The 18660-nt window shown below is 43.5% G+C and carries 18 protein-coding genes; all 18 read right to left on the bottom strand.

Going from position 1 to position 18660, the window contains the following annotated elements; translation table 11 throughout:
• On the bottom strand, nucleotides 1-281 hold a 281-nt coding region (locus E1163_RS31015), incomplete at its 3' end, for a hypothetical protein (RefSeq protein ID WP_221417998.1).
• A gap of 241 nt (nucleotides 282-522) precedes the next feature.
• A complete protein-coding gene (locus E1163_RS13580) occupies nucleotides 523-1011 on the bottom strand; it encodes a YfiR family protein (protein WP_185156083.1) in 489 nt (162 codons plus the stop codon).
• Nucleotides 1012-1039: 28 nt separating this feature from the next.
• Nucleotides 1040-1489, bottom strand: coding sequence for a response regulator (locus tag E1163_RS13575; protein WP_155172671.1), 450 nt, complete (start codon nucleotides 1487-1489; stop codon nucleotides 1040-1042).
• A 25-nt stretch (nucleotides 1490-1514) separates the two neighbouring features.
• Nucleotides 1515-2948, bottom strand: coding sequence for an ATP-binding protein (locus E1163_RS13570; RefSeq protein ID WP_155172669.1), 1434 nt, complete (start codon nucleotides 2946-2948; stop codon nucleotides 1515-1517).
• Between the two features lie 1087 nt (nucleotides 2949-4035).
• Complete coding sequence (locus tag E1163_RS13565; RefSeq protein ID WP_155172667.1) at nucleotides 4036-5256, bottom strand: Gfo/Idh/MocA family protein; 1221 nt, start codon at nucleotides 5254-5256, stop codon at nucleotides 4036-4038.
• Between the two features lie 152 nt (nucleotides 5257-5408).
• The gene (locus tag E1163_RS13560) at nucleotides 5409-6344 is read right to left on the bottom strand and encodes a DUF6607 family protein (RefSeq protein ID WP_155172665.1); all 936 of its coding nucleotides are present in this window, start codon (nucleotides 6342-6344) and stop codon (nucleotides 5409-5411) included.
• Entirely contained in the window at nucleotides 6341-6832 is a 492-nt protein-coding gene (locus E1163_RS13555) for a DoxX family protein (RefSeq protein ID WP_155172663.1), read from the bottom strand. The genes E1163_RS13560 and E1163_RS13555 overlap by 4 nt, the downstream gene beginning before the upstream one ends.
• A 5-nt stretch (nucleotides 6833-6837) precedes the next feature.
• Nucleotides 6838-8235, bottom strand: a complete 1398-nt coding sequence (locus E1163_RS13550) for an HmuY family protein (protein ID WP_185156082.1) — start codon at nucleotides 8233-8235, stop codon at nucleotides 6838-6840.
• Between the two features lie 7 nt (nucleotides 8236-8242).
• Nucleotides 8243-10495 (bottom strand): TonB-dependent receptor, encoded by a 2253-nt coding sequence (locus tag E1163_RS13545; protein ID WP_185156081.1) that lies wholly within the window; start codon nucleotides 10493-10495, stop codon nucleotides 8243-8245.
• A 165-nt stretch (nucleotides 10496-10660) separates the two neighbouring features.
• Nucleotides 10661-11161 carry a response regulator transcription factor gene (locus E1163_RS13540; RefSeq protein ID WP_155172658.1) on the bottom strand — a complete coding sequence of 167 codons (501 nt, stop codon included), beginning with the start codon at nucleotides 11159-11161 and terminating at the stop codon, nucleotides 10661-10663.
• A 298-nt stretch (nucleotides 11162-11459) separates the two neighbouring features.
• The gene (locus tag E1163_RS13535) at nucleotides 11460-11765 is read right to left on the bottom strand and encodes a pinensin family lanthipeptide (RefSeq protein ID WP_155172655.1); all 306 of its coding nucleotides are present in this window, start codon (nucleotides 11763-11765) and stop codon (nucleotides 11460-11462) included.
• A 262-nt stretch (nucleotides 11766-12027) separates the two neighbouring features.
• Nucleotides 12028-12846, bottom strand: coding sequence for an aldo/keto reductase (locus E1163_RS13530; protein WP_155172653.1), 819 nt, complete (start codon nucleotides 12844-12846; stop codon nucleotides 12028-12030).
• Between the two features lie 184 nt (nucleotides 12847-13030).
• A complete protein-coding gene (locus E1163_RS13525; protein WP_155172651.1) occupies nucleotides 13031-13447 on the bottom strand; it encodes a hypothetical protein in 417 nt (138 codons plus the stop codon).
• Nucleotides 13431-13820 carry a KTSC domain-containing protein gene (locus tag E1163_RS13520; RefSeq protein WP_155172649.1) on the bottom strand — a complete coding sequence of 130 codons (390 nt, stop codon included), beginning with the start codon at nucleotides 13818-13820 and terminating at the stop codon, nucleotides 13431-13433. Before E1163_RS13520 ends, E1163_RS13525 begins: the two co-directional genes overlap by 17 nt.
• An 83-nt stretch (nucleotides 13821-13903) precedes the next feature.
• Complete coding sequence (locus tag E1163_RS13515; protein ID WP_185156080.1) at nucleotides 13904-15652, bottom strand: PAS domain S-box protein; 1749 nt, start codon at nucleotides 15650-15652, stop codon at nucleotides 13904-13906.
• A gap of 162 nt (nucleotides 15653-15814) precedes the next feature.
• Nucleotides 15815-16354 carry an O-acetyl-ADP-ribose deacetylase gene (locus tag E1163_RS13510; RefSeq protein ID WP_155172644.1) on the bottom strand — a complete coding sequence of 180 codons (540 nt, stop codon included), beginning with the start codon at nucleotides 16352-16354 and terminating at the stop codon, nucleotides 15815-15817.
• Nucleotides 16335-16772, bottom strand: a complete 438-nt coding sequence (locus E1163_RS13505) for a cytochrome B (RefSeq protein ID WP_155172642.1) — start codon at nucleotides 16770-16772, stop codon at nucleotides 16335-16337. Before E1163_RS13505 ends, E1163_RS13510 begins: the two co-directional genes overlap by 20 nt.
• Before the next feature lie 71 nt (nucleotides 16773-16843).
• Complete coding sequence (locus E1163_RS13500) at nucleotides 16844-18493, bottom strand: S8 family peptidase (protein ID WP_155172640.1); 1650 nt, start codon at nucleotides 18491-18493, stop codon at nucleotides 16844-16846.
• Between the last annotated feature and the right edge of the window lie 167 nt (nucleotides 18494-18660).

Raw genomic sequence — 18660 nt, 5'->3', positions numbered from 1 at the left:
TTTATAAACTTAATGAATAAGGTATCATTTTGCATAACACGATCATTTACTATTAGACCATTAAATTGTCCCATGCATACAATTTGTATCGTATCGCGATGATAAATAATTAACTTTTTTTCCACATCAATATCCAATAATTGCAAACTATCTGTAGCAACCTTTAGTTTTCTGATTTTTCTGAGTATTTCCTCTAAATCTTTATTATTCTCGATAGTCAATGTATCAATTGATTCTGATGCCCAGTCACTGGGAAAATTATTACAATAGCTTGGTAGCATGGATGAAGCCTATACTTAACGTATATAATTTTACCTGATAATTCACTTTTAGACTGTTGGCATCCAAAAAAGATAAATATTAATAAAATTGATAGTCTCATCAGTCTTTAAATTTAGCAGTAGACATTCGATAAAATGATTTTATAAAAATGGACCAATAAATTAAAGGAGCTACAATATAATTCGAGTAATACTTGCAATAAAGATATTTTGATAGGTTTTAGAGGTGATATCGTAAGGCTTAATTCATCGCCAAACTCAACAATCCCTGACTCGCAATAAGGTCTTTGTCTTCCAGGGCTTCCTGGTTAACTTTGAAGCGTAGCTTGTTGCCAATGACCACAAAGCTGATCATAGCTCCTTTTTTGATTTGATCGTTTTCTGTTACGATGAGGGTGTTTTGTTGTTGGCAGTTTTGAATGACCTCAGCCAGGCTTTTCGAATGGTGGCGGTTGAGATAGATGAGATGGAAAAAGTCTTCTTTTGTTACTGAGTAGATGAGTTTCACTTCAATAGGTTTCCCCTTGATGGTTTTATCCACAAGCTTTTGACTGATCACTTTGTGCATGGCAGCATCGTCATACACGGCAATGGTAAAAGTATTAAACTCCTGCGGCCAGGAGGTGTATTTGGCGAAATTGTAAATATAGATTGCCTGAAGGTCGCTATAGGAGCTTTCCTGGGCCTTTAGTGGGGCCTGCATGGCCAGCAATAACGCTGTTACAATCATATATTTAAAGCACCCTGACATAGGTTGTCTATCTTTGGCTTTCTATTTTTGTTGTTTCGGGCAGTTCACATAGTTGCCAATAGTGGTTGAGTATTGAGACAGCATTAACGAAACCATCAAAAGACAACGGCTTAAGAATATATCCTGCTACATTGAGGTTATATGCTGCTATTTTGTCGCTGTCTTCGTTTGACGTGGTCATTACAAAGACGGTTGTAGGCTTCAGTACCGGGTCTTTCCGCAGTTCTGTTAAAAATTCTATGCCCCCCATTTTCGGCATGTTGATGTCCAGCAGCACTATTCTTGGTGCCGGCACATAATTGTCCGGATCTTTGGCGGAAAGCATATTCAGAGCTTCCAGGCCGTTTTTGGCGACATATAAAGGATTGTTGATACAGTTTTTTTTGAACGATCTTTTAACATTCATGATATCTACTTCATCATCCTCAACCAACAGTACATTTATTAAATTTTCCATGTGTCCTAATTTGATATTGTGAACATTAATTCAATCCGGTTTTTATTACTTTAGGCCAGGTAAATATGAATTTGGAGCCTTTTTCTTCCTCAGATTCTACCGTAACAAGGCCGCCTACTTCTTCCACACTCTTCTTTACGATCGACAATCCGATCCCTGTTCCTTCTACCTGGTCCCGGGCCTCCAGGGTTTGAAAAATAGTAAATATCTTTTCGTGATATGCCGGACTTATACCCATACCGTTGTCTTCAATGATAAACCTATAGTAATCGTTATTACCGTTTACACTTATATTAATAACACCTTCGGGTTTATTGTTATATTTTATAGCATTGCCAATCAGGTTGCTGAATACTTGCTGTAGCAATATTTTCTTGGTTTGGAAGACCGGTAAGTCAGGTTGAATGTTTATTTTGATCCTGGACGGAGGCTGATGCAGGTCGACAATGTCATTGACCAGCTTGCAGGTGTCTACATTTTCCAGTGATACATCCTTTCGGCCAATTTTTGAATATTCCAAAAGGCCGTTAATTAGTGCTTCTAAACGAAAAACACGGCCTCTTAATGTGTGCAGGTTAGCTTTGACATCTTCGGGAATGTCATGCCCCAGGTCTTCTTCGATCCACTCTGACAGTTTAAATATGGCTCTGAGCGGGGCTTTAAGGTCATGCGAGACCACATAAGAGAATTGATTAAGTTCCCGGTTTTGTTTCTTAAGCAGCTCTGAGTGTGCTACCAATTCGCTTTGTGATTCCTCCAAAATATCAAGCATCTGGTTGAAGGCTTCGCCAACTTTACCTATTTCATCATTGCTCTTCACGTGTACACGGGTATTTTTCATTCCGCTTGAAATAGAATCTATGGCATAGTCCAGCTTACGAATATTTCCGGTGATAATACTTCCGATAATGATCGCCAGTATAACACCGGCAGTGAAAAGCGCGATGCAGAAATAAAGTGTTGTTACCCGCAGCTTGTTGATGTTGGCATAAACGCCCTGCAGTGAATATCCGATGATCAGCGTACCCAGGTTGTGACCCAGGTAAGTGATGTGCGATTTTTGATATAAAAGATGCTCCTCGTTTTCAATAGGCATGTTATACGGAGCTTGTGCAAGATCTTCCGGCAATGTTCTTTGGTCAGGGTTGTACGAAGTGATCTCCAGTCCCTCTGTATCTATTGCCGAAATGTAAAACACTGAGCTGTCGTGTTTAGTCCACTCCATGGCTTCCGATACCGCCACGAGATCCATTTCTCCCATACCAATACCTACACCAATCGAAAAAAGATTAGATATACTCTCAATCTTGGAGTGGGCAGCCTTGACTGCAATCTTCTTTTGCTGGGCAGGGTAATACGAATATATAAATATGGAGACAATGGCTATAAGTAGCACCTGTCCCAAGACGATCTTTACCCTGATGGGCAAATCATTAAGTTTAAAAAATCGGGTGGCCATTGAGATCTGTTTAAAATAAACTTTTCAGGCTCATTAATTCCCGCCAATACTTTTTGCATAATAGTGACGGAAGATATACCAAAGTACATTTCAATTCAAACTACAAAGTAACAATCTTCTGAGGCATTTGAATAACCTATTTAACGGTCTATACTACATGAGAAAGGCTTATGGGCATATTGCAGATAAAGAACGTATTGTATAAGGGTATCCCAGGCAATCCTCTCGGGGCTTGTTCTGATCATTTTATCAGGGAAAACCCTGAACCAGTTGCAATGGAACAAACAGACAGTCACTCACAAGTTGAAGGAATGGCAAATAGCCGCATGTAAGATTTACACTAGTTATGATAGAAAATGAGCTCTTAGGTTGAGCGATACATCATGTATTACCTGTGTAAAGGGATCAAGCCTAAACCTGTGCAGTAAGCGGAGTACAACTGGAAATTATTAACCTGCCACCAATTGCTATTTTACCCTGCTTTGCCAACTACCATTAACAGACTTCTTGTCAGAGCAAAACGTAAAAATGTAGTTCTCGCATCAGAAGTTCCGCATGATCCGGATAGTGGTGCCTCAATGGACCGGAATGAATGGTTGGACTATCTTTCCGGTCACTGAGGGCTTTCATGGTGCTTATTTAACCACGCGATCCAGGCAAAAACCCAGATCAAATATTGTCAGAACTCAAACGTAAACCCTTAAATAATCAAGCTTAACGTTAATTGTACATTTCTTACTTATTTGACGAGTTGAAGATATTTAAAAAAAACCAGAAATGTCAATTTTGACGTTTCATGCGTATAAAAACGAACGCTAAGTTCCTTGAATGCATGTAAAGTCTTTTGCATTTTTCCGGGTTCATAGCGAATAAGCCAAGATAACGCAGATATCCTTACATTTTAATTTGTGTCATTAATAGCCTTTTGAGGGACTTATGCGCCAATGCTATCGTTTTTACTGGTATCAAAGTGATTTATTCGCAAGAAAAAATTACATAAGCGCAAAAAAAGGTTAATTGAACCTAATTAAAATATGCGCTTAAAAGCAGCAATTCGTGCTGATCTGATGATTTATCCTGTTAGTTTTTATTTCATAGATGTTTCCAGTGCTTCATTGTGCCTGGCATGAATATCATATTTAGGTATATCCAGTCCGCTGAGGTCCAGCTTTACACTTTTTCCGGAATCGGCGGCTTCATAAACAGCCATCATGATTTTGACATCTCTTAATCCCATATCACCGGGTACCAGTATCGGCTTGTTATCCATCACACATTGGGCAAAATAGTCCATTTGCCGGGCCTGCTGGTTTACATTTTGGATATCCATAGGCCCTTCGCTCGTTTCCCCGTTGATGCCGCTATAGCTGTAGGCGGGCGAAAGCTTCCACCAGCCGTCCCGGGCCGACGCTTCCAGTAAATTGCCCTGGTCAGCATAGCTGGTAGTATGGGTTGACTGCGTGCCGTTCGGGAACTTCAGGGTAAACGTAATCGACTGCTCCACTTCTTTAAAAAGTTCAGGCTTGGTCACCTTTCCATAGTTGGCCTCTACTACTTCTACCGGCCATTCGCCCATAGTATAACAGGCTCCCTGTATGGTGTAGATGCCCAGGTCCATCAGCGGTCCACCACCAGCCAGCTCTTTGTCCAGCCGCCATTCCCAGTTATTTATTACCATGTTGTCAATGCCCTTGATGGATTCTACAGGGCCGAAAACCTTCTTCTGGCCGAGCTGCATTACGCGCAGGTGGTGAGGCTCGAAGTGTAGCCTGTAGCCGAGGGAGAGCATGACGTTATTTTCTGCACAGGCCCTGATCATGGCTTCTGCGTCTGCGACTGAGGTAGCCATAGGCTTCTCGCAAATTACATGTTTGCCTGCTTTTGCCGCCCTTATGGTGTATTCAGCATGCATGCCGTTGGGCAATACAATATAAATGATGTCAATATCCGGGTTTTCCGCTATGCTGTCGAAGTTGTCGTAGTTGTAGACATTCTTCTTAGGGATGTTGTACTTCTTCATCCATTTAGGCTCTTTTTCAGGGGAGCCTGTCACTATTCCCGACAGGTAGCAGTATTGTGTTTCCTGTAGTGCCGGAGCCAGTTGACCTGAGCTATACCTGCCCAGTCCGACGAGGGCAATGCCCAGCTTTTTGCCCTCTTTATAGCTTTGATCCATGTCCCTTCCTGTTTTGTTGCCGCATGCCGAAGCCAGTAAGCCTGGTGTTAGTAATCCCACGGTGCCAAACAGTGCGCTATGGCGGATAAAAGTGCGGCGGTTATAAAATCTGGTGTTATTTGCTCCTTTCATATGGCCGAATGTTGATGGTTAGAATACATAACCAACAACCGGACAGGTTATTTGGTTAAAGGGAGCCGGGGTTTATTGAGGAAAGCCCTTGAATAAAAAAGGCCGGAAAGAGAACCATGCTCCATTCCGGCCCGGGAAACTACACTATACACTTATTTGCTTGCCAGCTCGATATCGCTGATCAGATAGGGCTGTATAGCCTTACGGATAAGCTGCCTGGCTTTTTCAGAGTTGTATTCGTCGCCACTCAGCTCATCGCCAAGTGCGAACAGGTGCTGAAACAATAATTTATCATCTACTTTCGATTTAAAGGATAGTTCTTTTCTGGTGTTGAATAGCTCATCCCATACCGCTCTTACATCGGCCCAGTATTGTGCGTTCTTGTCCCACCATTGCTTAGCCACCAGGCACTGGCTGTCATCAACCTTTTTGTAAGTGTTCAGGCCTTTTTCCTGTGCAAGCACCACATCTTTACCACCTTCCCTGATCACTTTGTCATTATCCTGCTCATGCACCCAGCCTTCGGTAGTTAGTTCATGTCTGTTTCTTCTTTTCATCACATTATAATCGCTGCGTTTGGTATGCTCCCTCCTTGGCAGTGGGGCATCAGTGGTGTTTTCCCAGTAATGCCTGCCATCGGCATGGATCCAGGTAGCGGAACCTTCATAGCGGGGCTCATCATCTACCTGGTAAACCTTCTGCGTCCATTGCCCTTTTACCTGTTCTTTGGGCAGGGTTACCGGCTTCCACGTTTTGTCTTTGTAGTAAGCGTACAATTCTGTGTTTTCATAGAGCCAGTCCTGTCTCCAGTGTTTGATGATCATGGTATCGCCCACAATCAACAGGTGCTGAAGCACGATTTTGTCATTGCTTTCTTCTGCAGCAGTAACCCACTCAAGGCCTCCTGTTCTGTAGTTATTGTGAAACTCGTAATCTTTATCAGAAGCAAAAGTTTCTGCAAAGTTGAAAGTCACCTCGTAGCAGCCGCACATCGATTTGATGGCCTCTATGTCCTGCTGCTTTTTCTTTTTCTGTGCATAGGTATTTGCTGAGATCAATACCATGCCTAGTATAAATAGCTTTTTCATGATTGTGTAGTTAGTTTAATAGGCGAATGATTAAAAAATGCTGCTTTTAACCTTGGATAGTCGTAGAAGATCAAGGTCAAATTGGCAATAAGGTATAATGCTGTCATCAGGTTCTCCCCAACATCATCAGGGGTAAGAAATATATGGAACAAGAATATGTTTAACGTTAGCGGCACGAGCATTACTGCACCCAGTAGGGAAAAATACTGGCTGAGCAGCAATAACCCACATGCAATTTCGCAGATACCCAGAAATGCCCAGAAATAGCCGGATTGCTTTAGCCCGCCAATAAATGACCTGATCTTATTCACTTCCGGAGCAATTTCCTTTTTGGTAGAGACAGAAGTTTTGTCTGCATCACTTTGTTGCACAATTTCCTGTTTCTTAGGCTCAGGCGGTTTAGCCTGGAACTTTGCCAGGCCTCCGTATATAAATAAGCCACCCAATGCCAGTCTTATGGCTATGATCAATATTTTGAAATAATCCATGCTATTTACTTAACAAGTTCGAAAGTAAACTCAGGGTAACCTCTTTCACCGGTAGTGCTGGCCAGCCTGTTGAATTTCAGCTTGAAAACGTTACCCTCTGTATCGGCGATTACAAAATATCTGTCCTCAAACAATGAGGGGGCACTGCCGGGGCCACCTCCATCGCGCCATTCAGAACCCATGGCATTGATGGCAGTATTGAATTCCAATCCGGCCACATGGCTGGTTGAAAACTCTTCGAAAGACGTTTCATTGTTCATAACCATGGCTACTGATACACCATTACGGTTGATGATAATGTAATCCTTAAAACCGTAAGGTATGGCGGGGCCGCCGGTAGAATAGCGTACTGAGTAATATCCGTACATGATATCCCATTGCGTTTTTACAGGTTCTACAGAAGCAGCTCCATTATCCAGGTCTATAAAAGAGAAATTGTAATTATCATCCTTTGCAACTTCTATAGTACTAAAATCTGTCGAAGTGATATCAGCATATTGCAGGGTGTAGTTATCACCGTTTCTCAGAACCCTGATCTTTTTCCAGTTGCGCTGATCACCATCTCGTTTGATGATGAATACTTTATTGTCAGAGTCTTGAGAAGATACTTCACCTATCGCAGTATTTGCAAGGTCCCCATCAGTAGCATCTATCCAGCTCGCAGCTCCAACAGACGGATCATACTGTGGTACCCTCATTTCAGCACCGAAGCCCAGCGTATCCTCAGCAGTGACAGCCGTCAGGTCATTTTTGTCCAGTGGGCGGGCCATTACTGTAGCGCTGCTATTGAGTATTACATAAAACTCTCCGGCTTTAGTGTAAAAGCCCAGGTCCCAGGTGTACTTGTCTACCGTACTCTGAGTGAGTTTGCCCAGGTCTATAAAGGCCTGGTTGGGAAATTCCTCTCCGCCGCCATTCAACTCTATGGTACCGCCTGTAGCCACAAAGTTTTCCGAAAAAGTAACGGATAAGGTACTGTTGCTGCCAACCTCAATTAAGGCATCTGTAGGGGCACGTAGCTCAAAAGTTATTGTGATGTCCTGCTCGATATTTAATGAGGCACCTGCCGAAACGCTGAATGTAACGCGCTCGTCACCGGCACTAAAAGGCAACTCCAGCACCCCGTCGCTCATTTCCGGGGTGGTATAGTAGTCATTCTCACTTCCGTAAGTCAGGCTGCCACCTTCCGTAAGTACCAGTGCAAGTGTGCCGTCGCTACTTGCCGGGCGTGAAAAGGTCAGGCTAACCTCACTACTGGTGTTGGCAGAGCTTATGCTGGCTTCGGTATTGGTAAAATTAATCGCCACCGGGGTAGAGGAGGATTCGTCGTCGTCGCTGCATGCGGCAAACAGAAGGGCTGTTATGCCCATGAAAAGTAACTTATTCAGTCTGAGTTTTATCATATTCATTTTATTTATCATTTGTTTTTATGGTGTAATTCAACTGTATAAAGTATGACCTGCCGTAGGAAACAGGGCTTTGTCCGCTGGCAGAGGAGTTATGTGCATCGGCCGGATAGTTGTTGCTGACGGAAGTAATATCCAGGGCATTGCGCACTCCGGTGGTTGCCGTTAGACCCTGGCCGAAAGTTTTGTTAATGGTGAAGTCGAGCCACTGAAAACTGTCCATTTTAAGCAGCTCCGGCTCGGTAGTGCCGTCATCTTGTGTCACCAGAGTATAGCTTTCACGCCTGCCGGTGTATTTGTAAAAGCAGGATAAGGTAATGCCGGCTTCCCTGAAGTCGTATTGCACGTTGGCATTGGCCTCAGGCGAATACAGAAATTCCGGCACATCAGCCTCACTTACCTCACTCAGGCTCTGGTACCGCCCCGTGTGGTTATAGCCAAGGTTTAGTGAAAGGTTTTTCATTTTCCATTGCCCCTGCCATTGGAGACCGAGGGTTTTATACCGGGCTATGTTGGTATAGGTAGTTGGTTGGTTTGCGCCGGTAGGGGTAAAGTACGTGATGCGGTTATCGATATCGTTGAAAAAAGCTGACAAGCTCAGGTTTAAGAAGCTTTTGCCGGAAGTCAGTGTGTGGTTGAGGTCTATGTTGAAATTGTTGGAGTGTTCAGCTTCGAGGTCCTCATTGCCCAGGATGTTGTGGTTTGCATCTATAAATTCGTGGTACAGCTCCCTCAGGGATGGCGCCCGAAAACCCCGGCCATAACCCAGGCGAACAGTTGTGTTTGAGGAAATGCCATATCTGAGGTTTAAAGAGGGCGTTACCGGGGCATCATACACACTGTTGAAGGCATATCTGACCCCGGGTCTGATTTTTAAGGTTTTACCTACGGTAAGTTCTGCAGAGGCAAACAGGCCCAGGTCTTTTAAAGTTTTCTTCCCTTCGTTTAGCGTGGTGCCACCAGCCAGCTCGTAGTTCATGTCCATGCCAAGCTGAGAGGTTCCCCAGCGCCATTTCAAGCCGTTGTTCCAGGTGTTTCTGGTGAAAAACGTTTTATAGTAGATTTCATCCTGCTCGTCTTCTGATGTCATTTCCTCACCCTCCGTTACCAGGTTTTTAGTGAACTGGTAAGTGCTGCGCTCATAATCGGCATAGGAGAGGGCACTGTTGAAAGTCCCCTTTCCCAGAGCCACTTCAGTCTGGACCTGATGCACCCAGCGATTGCTCTCATACTCTTCATCTATGGCAAATGGATCTTTTAACGGATTGTTATCGTTGACCGGGCCGAGGTTTTCAAGCACTTCGTTGAGATAATCTACTTTATAGAAAATATCAAAGTCTTTCAGGGTAAAGCGGGCAAGTCCACCGGTAAAATACTGGGTTTTTGGGTACCAGTTTTTATCCCTGTCGGTACCGTTACCCGTCCAGCCGCCAAACCTGTTTACACGGGCATATAATTGAGTGTACCATGCAGTGTTGATATTATAACCCAGATCAATGGAGGGAGCGTGGATGCCTTCTGAAAATAAGCTATACTCATTGCCCACGGTTTCTTCGTGCAGTAGAAGGTTTGCAGTCAGTTTGTGCTCCGTATGCTTTTTAGTAATTATATTAATGACCCCCGCCAAGGCATCTGCTCCGTAGCTAACCGACATGGGGCCTTCCACGATTTCAATTTTTTCTATCGTATTGATATTGATCTGGCTGATGTCAATTTCATTGGCAGTACCAGACCTGCCGGTAAGCGGAATGCCATCCAGCAGCACTTTTACATTTTGTCCTGAAATGCCCTGCAATGACATACCCGAAGTGCCTGTGGCATTATCGCGGCTAAACCTGATGTTTAGTTCATTGTTGAGCACATGCTGCAGGTTGGTAGCTCCTTGTTTTTCTATGCGGTCCCTGCCGATGGTTTTTACTTTGTACACGGTATTTCTTACACTCTGGGGCTCATATTGCCCGGTGACCACCAATTCATCGAGGTGTAGTACAGCGGGTTGCAAGTTTATGGTCAGGCTGTTATCAAGATGAAGGGTGTCGGCATAGGCTTTATAATTGACATGGTTAACGGCTATAATATAAGAGGCTCCGGCTGTTTCATGAATAGAAACTGTACCGTTACTATCGCTGATGTACATTGACGATGATGTAGCCGGGGCGTTAGCAGTGGAGATGACTACGGTAGCGCCTTCAACAGGCAAGGAGGTACCTCCATCCAGTACATGAATTTTTAGCTGTGCACACAGCGGAGATTGCATTAAGCAGTTGATTGCCAGTAAGATTATAAAAGGTGCCCGCATCGATTTTATTTAGATTAATTCTAAATAATGCAAAGATAGAGCAGGCCTGACTAGAAGCACAATACCTACGGTTAGTGAAATTTCCTACCTGACCACTAGTTAACAGATCACTAGTAATAGGTATTATTTGCCAGATATAATGCCATTTTCGATGGCGTAAATGATCAGTTGCGTGGGTGATTTCAGGTTAAGCTTCTGCAGGATGTTTTTACGGTGCGAGTTGATGGTATGGATGCTGAGGTTGAGCTTTTCAGCGATCTTACTGCTACTGTTGCCATCAATGATCAGGTGCATGATCTCTACTTCCCGTGGGCTTAAGGGTTCCAGGGCGGGTGAGGGTTGCTCAAGGATGACATTGAGAATGGAAGAACAAAAAAAGCGCTGGCCACGAGCCAGGTTTTGTATGGCATTCACCACCTCGTCACGCTCGCACTCATAGGAGATGCACCCCTTTATGCCCGATTTTATGATATAGTCTATGTCTTGCTTCGTATAATCCCTCGCCAGGATCAAAATAGAATCTTTAGGTACAGTTCTGCCTGTGGGTTTGTCAGGTTTGCTCAGGTAGGTGCTTAAGTCTACTATACTTACATGAGGTGTGGTACCATCCTGCCCATTGTCCAAAAGGGAAAAATCGGGTTGCTCCTCAATGAGAGAAACCAGCCCTGCTTTGCCCAGGTAGGGAATATCAGACAGCGATATGGATACAGTGATTTGCAGTGTTTAGAATTTGTCTAAATAATGCTGCAAATATATGATACATTTATTTATTTGGAATAATTCTAAACAGTAATAACAAAATATTTTATAAGAGGCCGTCTCAAAGGTATTTTGAACGGCTTCTGGTCTTTATATGCGGGAATTTTCGCTGTAAGTACCAGATACCTGAATACATTACCCTTTGGGACAGCCTCTCCTTGTTTTAATAGCCGGTGCCGCCGCCTATGGTTCCGCCAACTGTACCGGTATCGATGGTAGTAGTTGTACAACCCAGGGCACTGCCACAGCCATCATTCCAGGAGCATATCTTGGAATTTCCAATGGTAGTAGTCCCGCAGGTCAGCAAGGTTTGTGGATCGCATTGAATAAGTGCAGACCGACAACCATCGATGTAGGATGGATTGATTACTATGCCTCCTCCTTTTACGGTTGCTGCGTTTTCGTTAAACTCCTCGGTGATAAAGCTTTTTACTTTAAGCTCATCAAGTTTCATCTTCTTCTTTTTCATAATAATTGGTTGGTTTAGGGATTAATGGTTTATAAAATGGGGTTGTCCCTATAGGCCGATCCTTCCGCTGAGGTGCAAATGTGATTGTGTAATTTTTCAGGCAGAATAGCCAAGCCTATGGGGCAGCCCGCTTATAAACAAAACTAGTAATTGAATTAAAGAAATAATTACTGTAAATAAAGAAAGGGGAAAAATCCCCTGCTTATCTTTTTATATTACTGGATGGGCTTGTACTGTTCCCTGATATAGGGACAGAGGCGAGTTAGTTTTCCCATTGCGGAGCGAATTCCGGATCGATCAGCCTGCGCCCTTCACCCAGACCGGAGATCCGGTTCATTTCGTCCTCCGACAGTTCAAAGTCAAAAATATCAAAATTGCTTTTCAAATGATCGGGGTTGGCAGTTTTGGGAATAGCTACAACATTCTCCTGCTGTACAAGCCACCTCAAAGCCACCTGTGTAGGGGCTTTGCCATGGTTTCGGGCTATTTCTTTGATCACTTCATGGTCTGATACCTTACCGCGGGCTATGGGGCAATAGGCGGTTATCATCAGGTCATTTTCTGTAGCAAGCTCCAGAAGGCGGGTTTGTGATAAAAACGGGTGATATTCTACCTGATTGCAAAGTATGTTGGCATGCTGCATGGCTTCCTGCAAAAGTGCAGGTGTAAAATTGCTCACACCGATAGCTCTTATTTTGCCGTCAGCCTTTAATACCTGCATGGCCTCCAGGGTTTCTTCAACCGGCACTCCCTGGGTAGAAGGCCAGTGTATCAGCAGCAGATTTACATACCGTGTTTGAAGTTTTTTCAGGCTTTCCCTTACGGAGGAGATCACTTCATCGCCCCGCAGTTTTTCCCAGGGTAGTTTAGTAGTTAGAAAGATATCATCACGGGGTATGCCCGACTGTGCTATGGCATCTCCTATATCCTGCTCGTTGCCATAAGCATCAGCCGTATCGATATGCCTGTAGCCTATGTCGAGTGCCTGTAAAACTATTTTTCTGCATGCAGAACCGTTGAGCCTCCAGGTGCCAAGCCCTAGAGCAGGTACTCGTAGACTGTTAAAAGTTTTTGTGATCATATTCTTCCCGTTTTAATAAGCGGATTTCAAGTACTATACCACTGTCTATAAAGCACGGAACAGCCAACTTAACCTGTCAGAAACGTGATGTATGACTACAAATCAAGTAGTTTTTTCTACAAAAACGCAACATGCTTTGGTTACAGTGCCTTGTCTTCTTCTTCTGGGTTTTGAGTCCCCGTATCTAATACATACTTCCATTGTCCTGCTTGTCCTTTTTCCAAATCGTTACATAATGTCCCTTCTCTGTAGTGTTTTGATTGCTGAAAGTGTATTGCCCAAAGGTATAACCCAGATCGCCTGAGCCTGATATTTCAGCTTTTTCGGGTTGCCAGACAAGTGAAAGATCAGTGGGTGTATTAGCATATACTGTTGTGATTTCCGAAATACCCTTCAACGGGAACCTCCCATTTTGCATGATGATGGCGTTGCTGTCGGCATAGGCTATAAATGCAGCACCAACCCCTTGTTGCTCTGCCATATCGGCAAAGGCGAGGTCGGTATCTATTAGCACCTGCTCATCTGCTGAGCCATTTGGCTGGCAACTTATAGCACCTATGCTTATCAGGGCCAAAGCGGTGAACCTATTGAATACTTTCATATTTCTTCTCAATATTGGATGCGTAGTACCCTATAGGGTCGTTGGTGTTGGAAAACTGGTCCCAAACCTCCTGCGGAATGTTCTTATAAATATCTCGGCTATCATCCTTAAGGGTTACGATCATATAGCCGGTTTTTCCATCGCAGGAGTAGTAAAAGGCTGCTTTCGGACTATGGTAGCGTGAGATTTTTATAGATTGCGTAAACCTGAAAGTCGATTTCTCAACAGCGTCAATAGCCTGAGAGGGAGAGTTAAACTTTTCCGGTAGCTCATGGCAGTTGGTATTTGACGGTTCCATTTCAAAGTTATGCTCTACCTGCGCGTGTATGCAGGTGGAAATAACTATACATAAAATAACAATAGCATACTTCATACCCCTAATTTAATGATTTTCAAGCTTCCAACGCTCACCCGGTTGGCGTGAATTTATAACCATTAACAGCTTCAAAGGTTTATTTATTCGCCTTTGTTAGAGGCTTCTATGGATATTGTGGATTTTACTATTTCCTTTATCATCAGGTCGAGCTTATCGGTAGTAGTTTTCAGGTGCTTCAGTAGTTCCTGATTAAAAGTGCTGTTCAGGTCGTTCAGGTCCAGCATCGACATAATTCCCAGGATACTGGCTACAGGGCCGCGCATTTTGTGGGATTGCTTCCAGGCAATTTCCTCCAGTAGCCGGTTATGTTTTTCTATGGTGAGCTGGTGCACTTTTCTTTCCGTAATGTCACGGGCATAACACCCTACTCCAAACACTTCTGATTTCTGGTTTTTAATAGGGTTAAAACTGACTTCAAGGTATTTTCTTCCTTTACCCGGTATCGTTACTTCGTATTCCAGGTTGAGGGCTGTACCCTCCAGGGCTTTTTTGTAATATCCAGCCCAATCAGCTTTGATGGATTCTTCTATTCCATCTACCAGTATGTTTTCCCCTACTTTTACCCCGTGTGAATTAAACTGTTTCATGATGGCTTTGAGTGCATCGTTGGCTGTAAGCAACCTCATATGCTTGTCAATAGACCATATCAGGTCGTCAGTATTGTTGATAAGTGCATTCAGTTTGGTCCGTTCTTTAAAAATTTCCTCTTTCATGATTTTGGATTGAGTAATATCCTGAATATACACGGATAGACCTTCTTGTGAAGGATAGACGGACACGGAAAACCACATATTCATTTCTTCAAAGAACTCTTCAAACTTGAAATGCTTTTTTGTTTTCATTGCCTTTTCATACCGGGGCGCTATTTTAGTAGCAAACTCTTTAGGGAACACTGTCCATACATTTTTGCCTAGCAGATGCTCCTTTTTTTTGGCAAACAACAGCTCAAACATCTTATTGACGTATATAAAGTTCCAGTTTTTATCCACGGCAAAAAAGCTGTCCCTGATGCTGTTGAGAATGGTGTTTATCCTGTCAGAATAAGTTTGCAATTGTCGTGTCAGCTCTTCGTTCTTCTTTTCATGTTTCACACTTTTATCCACATCAATGGCCACCACCAGCCGGGTCTTCTTGCCTTTAAATGATGTGTCGTGAGAGTAGATATGTACATAAAACTCATCGCCGGAAGCTTTCCTGTGCAGCCATACACCACCATCAATCACTCCTTCCTCTTTCTGGCTTTTGACCATTTTTTGTAATCTGAACACATCTCCCTCAGGCCTGATATCTTTGATGGTCATGTTTAGGAATTCTTCTTTGCTATAGCCATAGTTATCAACGGCTGCCTTGTTTACCTGCAGGAATTTATAAGTATCCGGGTCATAGATCCACATGGGGTTGGGGTTATCCATAAAAAGGCCCTGGTATTCATTTTTGGTCTTGTCGATTTGCTTGAGCATGGCACTTCGCTCAATGGCATAGTGAATGGATTTTTTTAGCAGGGGCAGGCTATATTCTCCTTTTACCAAATGGTCCTGTGCCCCGAGGCTTACCATTTTTAGGCCGGTTTCAGTATCATCAGCAGAAATTATGATTATCGGCTTCTTGGGGAAAGCAGCGTATAGCGTTTTAAATTGTTCCAGGGCCTGGGTATCCAGCAACTCTGTCATGAAGATAATAAGCTTCAGAGACTGTTTTGGGCACTGGCATGAGGTAAGCTGGTCGGTGGTCAGGAAGATAACTTCCTTTTCTCCAATCGAAATCAGTTGCTCTTTTAAGACCCCGGCCTCCTCTGAACAATTACCAATAACCATGATATTGCTACCCATGTACATAGTACTTAAAAAAATAATGCCACTTTAACTAAAGCAGGAAGAAGATGCTTAAAAGCGGATTTTTCAAAATCTGGATTGCTGTAAAATGTGCAATATTGACCACAATTACAATCAGGGGACTATACCATGTAAGGAAATAAGTTAAATTACACTTTTTTAACTTTTCATTTGGTCATGCACTTTTTTCATAGCCGCGTAATCTTCATGGCTGAATGTAATTAAGATGATCTTTTGAAGGGAGTGGTTGCCTGCCAGAAAGGTATTGATGGTGGTCAGGGCTATTTTGCAGCCTCTTTCGAAGGGAAAACCGTATACTCCTGTACTGATAGAGGGAAATGCTACGGAGGAGAGGTTGTTTTCGACAGCAACTTCCAGGCTCCGGCGGTAGCAGCTAGCAAGCAGGTCGTCCTCATTTTTGTTGCCGCCTTTCCATACCGGCCCCACGGTTGAAATCACAAATTTTGCAGGTAGCTTGTACCCCGGACTGATTTTAGCATCGCCGGTGTCGCATCCTCCCAGTGTTTTGTTGTACTCCAGAAGTTCAGGGCCTGCAGCCCTATGTATGGCACCGTCTACTCCGCCACCGCCCAGCAGGGAGTTGTTAGCGGCATTTACTATGGCATCTACCCTGAGCAGGGTAATGTCGCCCTGCTCAAGCCAGATCCGCTGATCTAATTTAAAACCATGATGCTCCATAATCCATAAACGGCCATGGAATACCTGCAAGTATGAGTATCAGGCCTATTAAATAAAAAATGAGAATTGACTTAAACTTTTTGCCATCCGTTTCTGCACGTTTGGACTTGCTATAACCGATTGTGATCAGCACAACGGCAACCAGCATGATGGCGATATGCTCTACCAGGAAGAACCTCAATACATCACTCTTCATGGCAGAAGCGGCAAATACCACTTTTGGACTGGTGAAATACAATACCAGGCCAAGCACAAATTGCAAATGAGTAAAAATCAAGGCAAACAGCCCATATTTCTTGTCTTTGTCTGTGAAAGGTTTGGAGCCGTTGGTTTTGCCAACCGCATTAACTATAGCGAGAATCAAAGCAATAAGCACAAACCATCTGAGGCCGGAGTGCGCATGTCGTAATATTTCCATATGTATGTATAAATGAATAAAACCAGCCTAAAGTTAGGCTGGTTTTATCTTCAAGACAATTTTTATATCTATTAGTTTTTCTTCTCCATTGTCATGGACTCAGCCATTTTCAACGCCTCATAGGCATTGATCAAACCGCCGCTGATAGACAGGTCTTTAAAGTCAACCAGCTCTTCTTTGCCAGGCTTGGTCACTTTAAGGTTGTCAAATTTTCTGGATGATTTGGCTATAATATCTTTTACCTGAAAAGCTGTAAGCTCTGGGTAGTACGACATCAACAGTGCTGCCACACCTGCTGTATTGGGTGCTGCCATGCTGGTTCCGTTAAAAGACTCGTATTTGTTGTCAGGTGTGGTAGAGTAGATATCCACACCCGGGGCAAATACGTCAACAGTTTCTTTGCCATAGTTGGAAAACTCACCCACGAAATCTTCACCCTCACCCCAGGCCGAGGCTCCTACTTCCAGCCAGTTGGTGGCTTTTGCTTTTGAACCTGCATAGGTTTTGGTCGGGAAGTTTTTTCCTTTGTCAATATCCTTTGAGCTGTTTCCTGCTGCGTGTACCAGTAATACGCCTTTGCTTTCAGCATATTTTACGGCTTTGTCCACAGCTTCTTTTTGTGGTGAATATGACTTACCAAAGCTCATGTTGATGATTTGTGCCCCATTATCTACTGCATATATAATAGCGTTGGCCACATCTTTGTCGCGTTCGTCACCATCAGGCACCGCCCTTACCACCATGATCTTCACATTGTCAGCGATACCTTTTATACCCAGTTCATTATTTCTGTTGGCTGCTATAATACCTGCTACGTGTGTGCCGTGGCTGGGGTCATGCCCTTTCACGTCATTATTGCCATACCCTTTTTCATACGGGTCGTCATAGTTGTCACCTACAATGCCCCTGGGGTCAAACTCTGTATTGAAGGCATAGTTTACCTGATTGCCGAAATGCTCCACAGCCTTGTCAAGCTCCTGAGTGATCTGGTCGAAATCGGCATCTTCACCCACATTTTGGTAGATCATGCCGATGATATTTCTGGCGGTAAGTACTATGGAATCCTGAGTATCAATATTTCTCAGGTCGTCAAGCGATATTTGCTCAACGCCCACATATGCCTTGAGCAGGGTATGGAACCTGACGATGTTGTCTCTCAGGTTGGAGTAAAAGTTGTATTGCTGGTGGGCTTCGTCATAAGTTTTTTCGAAGTCTTCTTTCACCTTGAGCCAGTATTCATACTCCTCTTTATCTTTTTTCTTTACTTTTTTTGCCTCAGTATCGCCGTATTTTTCTTTCAGCTTTACATATATTCTGGTAAGTTCATAAGTGTCCTGCTCTACATTTCTGCCGTCTTTGCCACCTATGAAGTTCCAGCCATATTTATCATCTATATATCCGTTTTTGTCATCGTCAATGCCATTGCCGGCAATTTCTTTTTCGTTGACCCAGATCTTGCCCTTCAGGTCTTCATGGTCAATATCCACACCGGAGTCTATTACCGCTACGGTTACTGTTTCAGATTTTTTTCCTTTTAAAATAGTGTTGTAAGCTTTTTCTGCACTTACTCCCTGTACGTTGTCCGTAGCGGGATCAAGTATAAACCATTCTCTTGGAGGGAGCTGTGCTTCGCCCTGGACCGTTCCCTGTGCCTGTATGCCTGCAAACGAGCCTGCAATAAGCATAACCATTAACAGGAACCCTCTAACTCTTCTTTTCATAAGTTACCTTTGTTGATTAATTGATATAAATAGTGCCAAGATACTTGAAATGAGTCACTTTACCGTGTGATTTTTCCGGCTTGGCAATCTTTTAAGTCAGTTTTTAAAAAATGCAATACTAGGTGTTTAACCTTACATCTGTGCTTGCAAACCAAACTTTCGCTGGT

Origin of the sequence: Fulvivirga kasyanovii (assembly GCF_009711405.1) — a bacterium.
GTDB lineage: Bacteria > Bacteroidota > Bacteroidia > Cytophagales > Cyclobacteriaceae > Fulvivirga > Fulvivirga kasyanovii.
The sequence above is the reverse complement of the archived record's forward strand: the minus strand, read 5'-3'. Positions and strand labels throughout refer to the sequence as shown.